Origin of the sequence: Nostoc sp. (assembly GCF_036918245.1) — a bacterium.
Lineage (GTDB): Bacteria > Cyanobacteriota > Cyanobacteriia > Cyanobacteriales > Nostocaceae > Nostoc.
In genome coordinates this window covers 219259-231281 of the sequence record NZ_JBALEF010000070.1, presented here as the reverse complement: position 1 = coordinate 231281, position 12023 = coordinate 219259, and the positions used below count along the sequence as shown (strand labels likewise).

Sequence of the window (12023 nt, the reverse complement as noted above, 5' to 3'; positions counted from 1 at the left end):
CCAGACCTCAACAAGATTGAGCAATGCTGGTCTTGGTTAAAGAGTCGAATCCGCAAAAAACTCGATCAGTTTGATTGTTTACGAGATGCGATTGAAGATGTCTTGCGTTTGGTGTCCTAACCGCCTTGGCGGTTGCTATAAATAGAATACCTATTTCTGAACAAGATTTTTTTAGATATCTTTCAATCTGTCCCTCATGATTCCGTAAGTCTTCTTCTTCTCGCTTTACCTCCACAATCATCAGAGGAGGCTGATATGGTTTAAAATCTTTATTTTTGACAGTTTTATACAGTTCTATATCATGATTGTTAGATTCAACTTTGATATCAATCTCATTTGGAAATAAACCACTTCCATTTACCAAAAAGTAGATAAACAATTGTCTAATTTTTTCTTCTGGTCTTCCATCAATAACAATTTCTCTTCCTCTAACCAAACATTTTGTATATTCCGTATAATTTTTTTTGTATATATTTAATTTTATAGATATTTCTTCATTTAAGTTATTCATATATAATAAGCTTGATTTATTAAAAAAGGGATTTTAAGGACGCAAAAATATTGCATCCTTTGTATTTACTATGCAATTTTAAATTGCTATCTGTCTATTTTTCTCCGAAAAAACTTAATAGTTTAATAACTAACTTTTTCCAATACTTTCCTGCTTGAATCTCTAAAAATGTGTTTAAAGTTTTCTCTTTCTCAAGTTCGTGCTTCAAGGTCTGACATACATTATCTGTATAGTTTTCACCTGGAGGTCTTACCTTACCTATTTCATTAATTAGAGCCTCCCAGAATTTAGAATCTTCACTTTGAGGTGATAGTTTCCTTTTAGCTTCCTTCGGAATTTCTTTTCCTACTTCACTTATAAAATCGTCATACAATGAGTTAAATTGTACAACTAATTCAGGGCTAAATGTCTTTAAAGATTCATTCGCACATGTCAGGTCATTCAGGATATTTTCTAATTCCTGTTTTGGTTTTTTGGTAAACTTTTTTAACATTTAATTTTCATTTATTCCCTCAGCAAAAACCCTCATATCATAATATATATCTATATTTCTTGGCTCGTAGAAACCAAAGTTTCTATGAATAGCATCTTTAGTATTCCATGCTTTATAAACTTCACAATAGTATTCAATATATTTAGTAACAAAACCTTTATCTTGTCCTTCGTCTTTATAAACAAAACTAGGTACTCTCTGACTCAGATTTTCTAAAGCCTTTATCTTCTGAATAGCATTTTTAATTGCTTCTATTTCTGATACTGTTAAACCATCACCGCTTTTTATTCTTGTAAAACTTTCTTGAATATTCTTTATTTCGCCCAATAAAATATTTTGTCTACGTTCTACTACACCCGCTATACCTTCGATAAAGTAATCTTTATCTGCCTGTATATTTTCTTCACTGTATATATCATTATGATAGTACCTCAAAGCATCATAGAATAAGATATTTTCTATCAAGAAATCTAAGTTCAACTTCTCGAATGTAGCTTGAATTTCATCTGTTTTGATTTGAATTCCTGTATCATAATCTCCGTCACATTCATTAACTTTTTCAGGTTCATCTTTGTGAGGCAATACCAAAGTTACGAATCTATGATTAAAGTCTTTGGATTTAGATGTAAGATGATAACCTATTAATTTAGTAATATTAGCTTCTGGGGCAGCGGCAAAAGGAGTTACAAAGAGACAGATAGTATCCTGATTTTCAATATATTTCTGCAAGTCTTTACGAATTGGGTTTTCATCAAGTCCTTTGGTATCAACGACTGAATCAAACTGAGACAAGTTTGAACCAGATAAAACATCATGGCTCACATAGAGATATATTTTTCTCGGAATAGCAAATTCTTTTAACTCAGCAGCATTAATAGCAGCAAAGGTATTTTTTATCCACTCTTGCTCATTATTCTGATTATTAAATTCAATTGTATTCGTAGTTCGAGATTCAAGCTTGGCATTATTAAACGCAAGTTTTTTTAGTTCATCTAATCCTAATTTATCAAATTCATCCTTAGCTGAATCAATTGTTTCCTTTTTAGGTTTCTTACCAACATAAATAGTTTTAGAACGTAACTTTATTTCTATAATATTCCTAATAGCTCTTTCAATTTCTTTAGAAATAATTATTCTCTGATCTGTTTTAGGATTATCTTTGTTTGCAATATATTCGCAGAATTCATAAATAAGATTTTCCATCTCATCAACTGTATAAGGCTCTATCTCTATGTAAGTTTTTTCAGATGGTTTGATAATCACTTCACATATAGTAGTTCTACCTGCTCCCGTTGACAGCAACTCTTTTGTCCCGGTTCCATTCTCATTTTTACTACCACTATTATTGGAAACTGTGAAGTCACTTATTAAGTTAAAAAGATGGCAGATAGCCGTTGTTTTTCATTGAGCAATAGTACCTATAAAGGCAACTTTATATTTTTCTATACTAAGAATTTTTTCTATTTCATCTAATCGATCTAACTTGGATTTTAGGTTATTAATGCAAATATGATTAGGTATATTAATTTCAGAATGACCAGAGATTTTTTTTATTTCCTTTCTCAAATCTTGTTTCAATAATGCAATCTCTTCTTGCCACGTTATCGTCAACATACTGTTTACCCTGTTTCGATGCTTACTTACTTGATATTTACAGTATGCCCATTATGGTTGAATATCTAACAACAGCCTCATAACACTACCAACCCCTTCTCTGGTAAGCCTTTAGCTACTTGGTGATGAGCAAGGCAATCGCTAATTTTAGTTGAGTTCGAGGTTCTGGTAGAAATACATAACAGCTAAACAAACTAAGTCCGACTGCGTGGACTCCAAAAAGTTGAAACCCACGCAGGTGGGTTTTGTCTGTATAGCTGCGATTTCTAATCGCCTATGGTATTTTTACAAAAGTAAGATGCTCCCAATATCACCACTGGCAGTTAAAGAATAAATGGTTTTAAAATGGTGAAATCTTAGATGATTTAGAGAGGTATCTATGTCTCTACGCAACGAACCGTTAGATTGGCATTTTGAATCAAATGAGCCTTATATCCCAGTTTACCATAAAGGTGATTTGGTAGGATTTTTTAAACCAGAATATGCTAGCGAAATTATTAAGTTTCTAAATGAAGAAGAAGTTTTAAAAAAAGCGCTGAAAAGGGCTTGTACTGATTTAATTAAAAAAATGGGAGGCGATACCAGAAAAGTCAATTATTTAATGGAAAAATATGTAAAAACTAGTGAGCGCCCCAAACATGGAACTAGAGCGATCGCAGTTTTACTTGATGATAGACAAAAAGAGCTTGACTTGAGTAACCAGGAGTTTGCTAAATTCTGCGACACCTTTAAATTATCTCCCACAGAACTGAATAATATTTATGCTGGAGAAACATTTGATGATAGTTTGTTAGCGCCCTTATCACGTATATTAGGGCTGGCAAAAGAGCGGTTGCTGGAAGTGCGAGATGGTTCTGAAAAATCAAGTAACACATGAACAGCAAATCAAAATCTTCAAATGATATAAAATTGTGAAAACAGACATCATTTTTTATCGGCTGTTTCAAGAATTCCCTGATATCTTCTTTGAACTTATTGGTAATCCGCCCCAAGAAGCTAGCCTTTATCAATTTTCATCAGTTGAAATCAAACAAACAGCTTTCAGAATCGATGGTGTATTTCTGCCTACACAAGGAAGTGAGAACCCGATTTACTTTATTGAAGTGCAATTTCAAGCTGATGGGGAAGTTTATTCACGGCTAATTGCAGAAATATGTTTATATCTCAGTCAGAATTAACCATTAAATGATTGGGGTGCTGTGGTTTTATACCCAAATAGGAATGTAGATATAGGCAATATCAAACATTACCGTGAGTTTTTCACAAGTGGGCGCGTCAGGCACATTTATTTGGATGAATTAGGTGAAGGTGTATCGCTTCCAATTGGCATTGCAACTGCTAAATTAGTAATTGCAACCGACGATATAGCGATCGCTAAAGCAAGGGAGTTGATAGACAGAACTAGTGCGATTCGTTGATTAGAGAATCACGGTAATCATCCCGAAAATAACTAATCCAGCCCGACAGCAGATCACTGTCACTAGGGGCTGAACTCTCGGTCAGATGCAAGTGCAAGTCTTGCCATTCAGACTCAGAATTGACTCCTCACCTGCTCACACCGAATAAGCTCGGTTCTTATAGAGTGAAGCTCTTAACTGGGCGCAATCAGACGACCGTTGCGGGTTGACACTGGCGCTAATAGGGAGTTCCTACGGTGAAACCGGGTCTATAAAAGCAACCTAGTCTTGAGCAGGGCGTAACACTAAAAACCCTGACTTCACTGGAGAATTAATTCCCGCCGCATCTTAGCTCTATAGCGGTAAGAGTCCTGGGAATCCAGTGGTTGAATTGACCACACCTAACGGAACAACGCCACATGCTACAACGGGGGGAACCCCCGCAACGCAGTGGCTCATCAATCTCTCCGAGGGAACGAATAAAAACGAGTTGTCGGTCTAGGGGCGGTCGAACCCCAAGTAGCCCAGACGAGCGGAGGAATCCCCACAATTCGGGTAGGACAGACCGTAATTGGTCTGAGGTGTTCAGAAAATACAAACTCTAGAAGAGAAAATGATTAGACACAGTTATAAAACTAGTGAATCTTGGAGAGCTTTACCGTGGAAGAAATTCCGCCGAAATCTTTTCCGCCTTCAAAAGCGTGTATTTAAAGCTGTTCAAGTTGGAGACAAGCGGAAAGCTCGGTCGCTCCAAAAGCTTATTCTTAAATCCACCTCGGCTCGATTTCTTGCAATAAGACAAGTATCTCAGCTAAATGCTGGCAAAAAGACGGCTGGTATTGATGGGAAGAAATCCCTCTCATTTGAAGAACGCTTCAACCTTGAAGAACTACTGAAAATGAATAGTGGAAATTGGAAGCATCAAGGACTACGGGAAATCCCTATCCCCAAAAAGGACGGGACTACCAGAATACTTAAAATACCTACCATCACGGATAGAGCTTGGCAATGCCTAGCAAAATATGCACTCGAACCAGCTTGCGCGTTGCCACTTTCCACGCCAGAAGTTACGGGTTTAGAACTGGGCGCTCTGCCCACGATGCACAAAAATACATCTTTGAAAACCTTAGATCCTTTTGCAATGGAATAGAAAAACGAGTAATTGAACTCGATATTGAAAAGTGCAACGACCTGATTAACCACTCAGCAATAATGGACGAACTCATCTCCCCCAAAGGCTTAAAACTCGGAATTTTTCGATGTTTAAAAACAGGAGTAAACCCAGAATTCCCCGAACAGGGAACACCTCAAGGGGGAGTGGTTAGTCCTTTATTAGCTAACATTGCGCTCAACGGGATTGAGGGTATACACAGATACCACTCTCAATATTGTGAGGGTAAAAGGATTACACCTAAAACATCGGCAGAAAAAATCGTCGAGCCATCAATCCGATACGCGGATGACATGGTTATTATACTCCGACCCGAAGATGATGCGACAGAGATACTTGAAAGAATCAGCGAGTTCCTCCGCAAACGCGGAATGAATGTAAGCCAAAAGAAAACCAAAGTTACCGCCGCGACAGATGGGTTTGATTTCCTGGGCTGGCACTTTAAAGTCCAGAAAAACGGAAAATTCAGAAGCATTCCCTCAGTGGACAACTTCAAAGCATTCCGTAAGAAAGTAAAACACATCGTCAACAACTCGAATTATGGTGCTACCACAAAGGCTGAAAAATTAGCCCCAGTAGTTAGAGGTTGGAGAAATTACCATAAGTTCTGCAAGATGGACGGGTCTAAAAACTCGTTATATTACATCGAAAAAAGAGCTTACAAGGTATTTAACAAGGAAACCAAGCAAAACCGCTACTCTAGCAAGAAATTACTAGACAAGGCATTTCCAGCAGTCCCTTACTCCGAAAACAAACACATTTCTGTCAAGGGAACTAAATCACCTTACGACGGAGATACAGCCTACTGGAGCGAACGCAAAAGTAAGCTCTACGACGGCGAAACATCTATTGCTCTTAAGAAGCAAAACCATAAATGTGCATCCTGCGGCTTAAAGTTCATCGATGAAGAACAGATTCATCTACATCACATCGACGGAAATCATGCCAACTGGAAGAAAAACAATCTTGAAGCAATTCATGAGAGTTGCCACGATTACAAACACATGAGCAAAAGCGCAAGCTAAGAACATCGGAAGCTGGGTGCGGTGAAAGTCGCACGCCCAGATTTAACTGAGAGGTGCGGGAGATAATACTCCCCATCGACTCAACCAGTCAGAGATAAGTTCACCACCAAAACAGCAGCAATTATTACAATTTATAGAGACTATTTTGGCTTACAAGTTTCCTGCAATGAGTAGGGAGGAGATGGAGGAAATGTTTGGCTTAAGCGAGTTAAAGCAAACCAAATTTTATCAGGAAGCCTTTCAGGAAGGTGTTGAACAAGGTATTGAACAAGGTGAGGTTAGAGGTGAGATTAAAGGGAAACTAAAAGCAGTCCCAGCAATGCTGGCAGCAGGGTTGACTGTAGAACAAGTAGCAGAGGCGTTAGATTTGAGTGTCGAAGAAGTTAGACAAGTAACACAAAGCCAGCCTTGAGATAGATGTGGTAAATTTTATCCGTGGCTCAAGCCAAATTTGGTTTGCGGCTTCCAGACTTTCTCACGACGAATTTATAGTTAATTTTTGTTAATATTAGAGGCGGTGTTAGTACTTCGTCCTCAACCACCCACTCCCTACCTGAGAGAAACTTAATGCTGCGACTAGAACATATAAGTAAAATTTATCCCACAGGCGAAGTTCTCAAAGATATCAACTGGGAAGTTAAACCAGGCGATCGCATTGGCTTAGTCGGTGTCAATGGTGCTGGAAAATCTACCCAACTCAAAATCATCTCTGGGGAAATTGAACCTACCGCCGGCGAAATTATCCGTCCCAATAGCTTACATATAGCCTACCTCAACCAAGAGTTTGAAGTAGACCCCACCCGCACCGTTAGAGAAGAATTTTGGACTGTCTTCAAAGAAGCCAACGAAGTACAGTTATCTCTGGCGCATATACCACGAGAGATGGAAACGGCTACCCCAGAGGAACTGGATCGACTGATCGACAAGTTGGATCGCTTGCAGCGCAAATTTGAAGCCTTGGATGGCTACAACTTAGATGCACGCATCGGGAAAATTTTACCAGAAATGGGGTTTGGGCTAGAAGATGGCGATCGCCTCGTCAGTGCCTTCAGTGGTGGTTGGCAAATGCGGATGAGTTTGGGTAAAATTCTCCTGCAAAAACCCGACTTGTTGCTGCTGGATGAACCGACTAACCACCTGGATTTAGAAACCATTGAGTGGTTAGAAAATTACCTCAGAGGGCTAGTTACGCCGATGGTAATAGTCTCCCATGACCGAGAGTTCCTTGACCGCCTCTGCACCCAAATTGTGGAAACTGAACGTGGCGTTTCCAGTACCTACCTTGGTAACTACTCGGCATATTTGTCACAAAAAGCTGAAAGTCAATCAGCACAACTTAGTGCCTACGAACGCCAACAAAAAGAATTAGAGAAACAGCAAACCTTTGTTGATAGATTTCGCGCCAGTGCTACCCGCAGTACTCAGGCAAAAAGCCGGGAAAAGCAACTCGACAAAATCGAGCGCATTGAAGCACCCATTGCAGGGGTAAGAACTCTACATTTCCGTTTTCCGCCGGCACCCCGCAGTGGACGCGAGGTAGTAGATATTAAAGATTTAACTCATCTTTATGGTGATAAAATCTTGTTTTTAGCAGCAAATCTCCTAATTGAAAGAGGCGATCGCATTGCTTTTCTTGGCCCCAACGGTGCTGGCAAATCTACTCTTCTGCGTGTAATTATGGGTATGGAACCACCTACAGAAGGTAGTGTTCAATTAGGCGATCATAACGTTATTCCCGGTTACTTTGAGCAAAATCAAGCTGAAGCCTTAGATTTGAAGAAAACTGTCATGGAAACTATCCATGATGAAGTTCCCGACTGGGATAATCAAGAAGTCCGCACACTTTTGGGACGCTTCTTATTCACTGGTGATACTGTATTTAAAGCAGTAGGGGCATTAAGTGGAGGAGAAAAAGCTCGTTTGGCGTTGGCAAAAATGCTCTTACGTCCCGCGAACTTACTAATTTTAGATGAGCCGACAAACCACCTAGATATTCCAGCTAAAGAAATGCTGGAAGAAGCGCTTCAAAATTATGATGGCACGGCAATTGTAGTCTCTCATGACCGCTACTTTATTTCTCAAGTAGCAAATAAAATCGTTGAAATTCGTGATGGAGAATTCCGCGTTTACTTAGGAGATTATCATTACTATCTCCAGAAAATTGCCGAAGAAAAAGAACAAGCAAAGTTAGCTGCAATAGAAGCCCAAAAAGCGGCTAAGAAAGCTGCAAAAGCTTCCACAAAAAGGAAATAAAGGAGTGGATAACACCTTAGTAGTAGTGCTCAAACGCTACTACTAAGTAATCACTCGTTATTAGCGTTTAAAAACATCACAGGAAAATTACTAAAATTTAAAACATATTTCAAAAGACTGCAAGTCCTTCAGAAAAGAAGTTAATAAGCAAAAATTCACTTGCAGCGTGGATTAGCAGTGGTATCATTCGGTTATTACAAAAAGTAAAGGGCAATTTTACTATGACCAAAGCACCTGTTGCTCCTGTGGTGCTAGTCATTTTAGACGGATGGGGCTACTGCGAGGAAAGGCGAGGAAACGCTATTGTTGCTGCTAAAACTCCAATCGTGGACAGTTTATGGGCAGCTTACCCGCACACCCTCATCCACACTTCAGGAAAAGCCGTAGGGTTGCCAGAGGGTCAAATGGGCAACTCGGAAGTTGGTCATTTGAACATTGGTGCTGGGCGAGTGGTACCGCAAGAACTTGTACGCATCTCCGATGCAGTCGAAGACGGTTCTATTGCTTTAAACCCAGCACTTGTCAAAATTTGCCAGGAAGTTCGTTCTCGGAATAGCAAGCTGCATCTAGTCGGGCTTTGTTCTGAGGGAGGGGTACATTCGCATATCACCCATCTATTCGGACTACTTGACTTAGCCAAAAACCAGCGAATTCCAGAAGTTTGTATTCACGCTATCACCGATGGTCGTGACACCGCCCCAACTGACGGTGTAAGAACGATCGCGCTGCTGCAAGATTATATAGACCGCACAGGCATTGGGCGCATAGTCACCCTCAGCGGTCGCTACTACGCGATGGATCGCGATCACCGCTGGGATCGCGTCAAACGCGCCTACGACATGATGATACAAGATAGTGTTGGTAATGGTCTCAAGGCTGTGGAAGTCTTGCAAGCATCTTACGACCAAGGGATAAAAGATGAATTTGTCAACCCAATCCGAATTGCTCCAGGCGCAATAGAACCAGGGGATGGGGTGATATTTTTCAACTTCCGCCCCGATCGCTCTAGACAACTGACTCAAGCTTTGGTCAGTCCCACATTTAAAGGTTTTGAAAGACGGCAAATCACACCGCTATCTTTTGTCACCTTTACGCAGTACGATTCAGACTTACCCGTGGCTGTAGCCTTTGAGCCGCAGAATCTCAGTAACATTCTGGGAGAAGTCATAGCCAATCATAGTTTGAATCAGTTCCGCACCGCTGAAACAGAAAAATACGCCCACGTCACCTATTTCTTTAATGGGGGTCTGGAGGAACCTTTTGTCGGAGAAGATCGGGAACTGGTAAGCAGCCCGATGGTAGCGACTTACGATCATGCCCCAGCGATGTCAGCAGCAGCAGTTACAAATGTAGCGATCGCTGCGATTCAAAAGAGTATATATTCTCTAGTTGTGATTAACTATGCCAACCCAGACATGGTAGGGCATACTGGTCAAATCGAAGCTACCATTACAGCAGTTGAAACAGTTGATCGCTGTTTGGGACGCCTACTAGAGAGCGTTATCAAAGCCGGCGGTACAACAATTATTACTGCCGACCACGGCAACGCTGAGTATATGCTAGATAATGGGGGTAATCCCTGGACAGCCCACACCACTAACCCAGTCCCCTTCATCTTGGTGGAAGGAGAAAAAGTCAAAATCCCTGGATATGGTACAAATGTCGAACTGCGAAGCGATGGCAAGCTATCCGACATCGCCCCCACAATTCTAGAGATTTTACAGCTGCCTCAGCCACCAGAAATGACCGGGCGATCGCTGCTGAAAACAGCAGAATACGAGCTGCAACGTCCTCGCACTCCCGTGCAAGTAGGGCTGTAAAAGATTGCTGAGTACTGAGTTAGGAGTTTACTAAAGACTCCTAACTTCTGAATTCTGAATTCTGTTTTTTAAAACTTGTTATAAATGAGATTCCTACCATGACAATTAATAATATCGTGCAAGGCATTTGGGCTTTTTCAGCCACTGGTTTGATTATCTTAGTTTTGCTGCATAGCCCCAAAGGTGATGGCATTGGGGCCATTGGCGGACAAGCCCAGCTATTTAGCAGTACCAAAAGCGCAGAAAATACCTTAAACCGAATTACTTGGGCATTGACAGTAATTTTTCTCGGTTTGACAGTAGTTTTAAGTGCTGGTTGGCTGCCTAAATAAGGATAGGTAAATGGGGAAAAGAACCCAACACCCGATATTTAACACCCTAATAAATTTAATTTCACGACGGCTAATTACAGCTCTTGCCTTATTTATTGGCACAGGGCTGTTAATCGTTTTTATTAATCTTCAGTCGATTAATGGGTTTACAATTACACCAAAATATGCATATTCAGACTTAATAATCTCTCTCTCTCCACCATCTCCCCTAAAATCCCATCCCTTACCGCCCAAACTTGCACAGTGGCAAGATAGCACTAACAGTGGTGACTACTTTTCCCAAGTCACAACAACCCAAGTAGGTTATTTAATTTGGTCACAATTTCCCATTAGCGTTTACGTAGAACCACCAAAAGCCATCAGTGAAAAACAAGCTCAAGCATGGGTTAATGGTGTCTTGGAGGGTGTACAGGAATGGAGTACTTATTTACCTTTAACAGTAGTCGAACAGCCAGAAAGTGCTAATATTACGATTGTGCGAAAAGCGCCACCTCTACAAATTTCCCCTGGTAGTAATATACCCCGTGCGCGCTCGGCACAAACTACTTACGAGTTATACACCAGCAACAAAGTTTTATCCCACGGCTTCACCATCTTGCTAAGTCCTACTCAAACAGGTGAGTATCTTATTGCAGCAGCCCGCCACGAATTCGGTCATGCGCTGGGAATTTGGGGTCATAGTCCGCTACAAACGGATGCCCTATACTTTTCCCAAGTTCGTCAACCGTCGCCTATTTCTGTTAGGGATGTGAATACTTTAAAGCGGGTTTATGAACAGCCAACCAGTTTAGGATGGTCTTTAGTGGATAATTCAGCGACTTAATTTTATGGTGTTGCTGAGTTAAAATATGAATATGTTTTGTGTAAAAAATCAAAATTTAAGATTAAGGCAACCAATTTTTATCCAAAATTTGCTCTAAGGTATAAGGACATAATTCAGGTAAATTGGTTAAATTTGTTTTAGCTTTAACATAATCTAAGCCATTGCTATAAATTATGCTGAAATTTTCCTCTAAATAATTGCGTAAATTGGCACTTAAATCTTCATTTACTTGGTTCCGAAAACTAATAATTTCCGCAGTCGAATGATTAGCATTTCTAAATCCCAATATTGATAAAGTAATAAATGTCTAATAATCTGTTCCAATAAACTTCTTACTCGCCTTTTTTCATTTTTAGCCAAATCTTCCAATTCTTCTATTAAGTTTTCATAGTCAACGTCTGCTAATTGTCGATTTTTGAGACATTTAATAGTCTCTTCTAACCATTGCAGGTAGTTGGATTCATATAATGTTTTTATGTCGATGATTGCAGTCATTTTTTGATTTTGTAGCTTGAATTTACTGTTATTTATTATTTAATGTTAACTAATTTATTAATTTTTGCCGATAATTGCCCAGAAAAAAA

10 protein-coding genes and 5 pseudogenes are annotated in these 12023 nt (G+C 39.9%); 9 read left to right on the top strand and 6 right to left on the bottom strand.

All coding sequences use genetic code 11. From position 1 onward, the window contains the following. A pseudogene (locus V7L12_RS19810) lies at nucleotides 1-120 on the top strand (IS630 family transposase); the annotation flags it as partial. 49 nt (nucleotides 121-169) lie between these two features. On the opposite strand, the pseudogene V7L12_RS19805 reads toward V7L12_RS19810, so the two are convergent. The 4 genes and pseudogenes from V7L12_RS19805 to V7L12_RS19790 form a co-directional block, all read right to left on the bottom strand. Beyond that, nucleotides 170-511 (bottom strand): annotated as a pseudogene (locus tag V7L12_RS19805) (type I restriction enzyme HsdR N-terminal domain-containing protein); the annotation flags it as partial. A 94-nt stretch (nucleotides 512-605) separates the two neighbouring features. Further along, the gene (locus V7L12_RS19800; protein WP_335086775.1) at nucleotides 606-1004 is read right to left on the bottom strand and encodes a hypothetical protein; all 399 of its coding nucleotides are present in this window, start codon (nucleotides 1002-1004) and stop codon (nucleotides 606-608) included. Next, nucleotides 1005-2306 (bottom strand): hypothetical protein, encoded by a 1302-nt coding sequence (locus tag V7L12_RS19795; RefSeq protein WP_335086773.1) that lies wholly within the window; start codon nucleotides 2304-2306, stop codon nucleotides 1005-1007. It abuts the gene before it with no gap. 99 nt (nucleotides 2307-2405) lie between these two features. Continuing rightward, a complete protein-coding gene (locus V7L12_RS19790) occupies nucleotides 2406-2618 on the bottom strand; it encodes a hypothetical protein (RefSeq protein WP_335086771.1) in 213 nt (70 codons plus the stop codon). A 379-nt stretch (nucleotides 2619-2997) separates the two neighbouring features. Here V7L12_RS19790 and V7L12_RS19785 point away from each other — a divergent pair, with 379 nt between their 5' ends. From V7L12_RS19785 to V7L12_RS19750, 8 genes and pseudogenes are all read left to right on the top strand, one after another. Next, nucleotides 2998-3495, top strand: a complete 498-nt coding sequence (locus V7L12_RS19785; protein WP_335086769.1) for a hypothetical protein — start codon at nucleotides 2998-3000, stop codon at nucleotides 3493-3495. Between the two features lie 34 nt (nucleotides 3496-3529). Beyond that, nucleotides 3530-4021: pseudogene (locus V7L12_RS19780) on the top strand (Rpn family recombination-promoting nuclease/putative transposase); the annotation flags it as partial. A gap of 607 nt (nucleotides 4022-4628) precedes the next feature. After that, nucleotides 4629-6211 (top strand): annotated as a pseudogene (locus V7L12_RS19775) (group II intron reverse transcriptase/maturase). 85 nt (nucleotides 6212-6296) lie between these two features. Beyond that, a pseudogene (locus V7L12_RS19770) lies at nucleotides 6297-6623 on the top strand (Rpn family recombination-promoting nuclease/putative transposase); the annotation flags it as partial. A gap of 155 nt (nucleotides 6624-6778) precedes the next feature. Beyond that, a complete protein-coding gene (locus tag V7L12_RS19765) occupies nucleotides 6779-8464 on the top strand; it encodes an ABC-F family ATP-binding cassette domain-containing protein (protein ID WP_335086767.1) in 1686 nt (561 codons plus the stop codon). A 221-nt stretch (nucleotides 8465-8685) separates the two neighbouring features. Beyond that, nucleotides 8686-10284: a 2,3-bisphosphoglycerate-independent phosphoglycerate mutase gene (gene gpmI / locus V7L12_RS19760; RefSeq protein WP_335086765.1), complete on the top strand. Its 1599-nt coding sequence runs from the start codon at nucleotides 8686-8688 to the stop codon at nucleotides 10282-10284. A 98-nt stretch (nucleotides 10285-10382) separates the two neighbouring features. Then, a complete protein-coding gene (gene secG / locus V7L12_RS19755) occupies nucleotides 10383-10616 on the top strand; it encodes a preprotein translocase subunit SecG (RefSeq protein WP_104906426.1) in 234 nt (77 codons plus the stop codon). Nucleotides 10617-10626: 10 nt separating this feature from the next. After that, nucleotides 10627-11439, top strand: a complete 813-nt coding sequence (locus V7L12_RS19750) for a peptidase (RefSeq protein WP_335086763.1) — start codon at nucleotides 10627-10629, stop codon at nucleotides 11437-11439. A gap of 61 nt (nucleotides 11440-11500) precedes the next feature. On the opposite strand, the gene V7L12_RS19745 is transcribed toward V7L12_RS19750, so the two are convergent. After that, nucleotides 11501-11725, bottom strand: a complete 225-nt coding sequence (locus V7L12_RS19745; protein ID WP_335086761.1) for a DUF29 family protein — start codon at nucleotides 11723-11725, stop codon at nucleotides 11501-11503. After that, nucleotides 11665-11934, bottom strand: coding sequence for a DUF29 domain-containing protein (locus V7L12_RS19740; RefSeq protein ID WP_335086759.1), 270 nt, complete (start codon nucleotides 11932-11934; stop codon nucleotides 11665-11667). Before V7L12_RS19740 ends, V7L12_RS19745 begins: the two co-directional genes overlap by 61 nt. Between the last annotated feature and the right edge of the window lie 89 nt (nucleotides 11935-12023).

Coding starts and splice junctions, on each gene's coding strand:
- V7L12_RS19800 (WP_335086775.1), bottom strand. CDS start 1,004: ATGTTAAAAAAGTTTACCAAAAAACCAAAACAGGAATTAGAAAATATC.
- V7L12_RS19790 (WP_335086771.1), bottom strand. CDS start 2,618: ATGTTGACGATAACGTGGCAAGAAGAGATTGCATTATTGAAACAAGAT.
- V7L12_RS19785 (WP_335086769.1), top strand. CDS start 2,998: ATGTCTCTACGCAACGAACCGTTAGATTGGCATTTTGAATCAAATGAG.
- V7L12_RS19765 (WP_335086767.1), top strand. CDS start 6,779: ATGCTGCGACTAGAACATATAAGTAAAATTTATCCCACAGGCGAAGTT.
- gpmI (WP_335086765.1), top strand. CDS start 8,686: ATGACCAAAGCACCTGTTGCTCCTGTGGTGCTAGTCATTTTAGACGGA.
- secG (WP_104906426.1), top strand. CDS start 10,383: ATGACAATTAATAATATCGTGCAAGGCATTTGGGCTTTTTCAGCCACT.
- V7L12_RS19750 (WP_335086763.1), top strand. CDS start 10,627: ATGGGGAAAAGAACCCAACACCCGATATTTAACACCCTAATAAATTTA.
- V7L12_RS19740 (WP_335086759.1), bottom strand. CDS start 11,934: ATGACTGCAATCATCGACATAAAAACATTATATGAATCCAACTACCTG.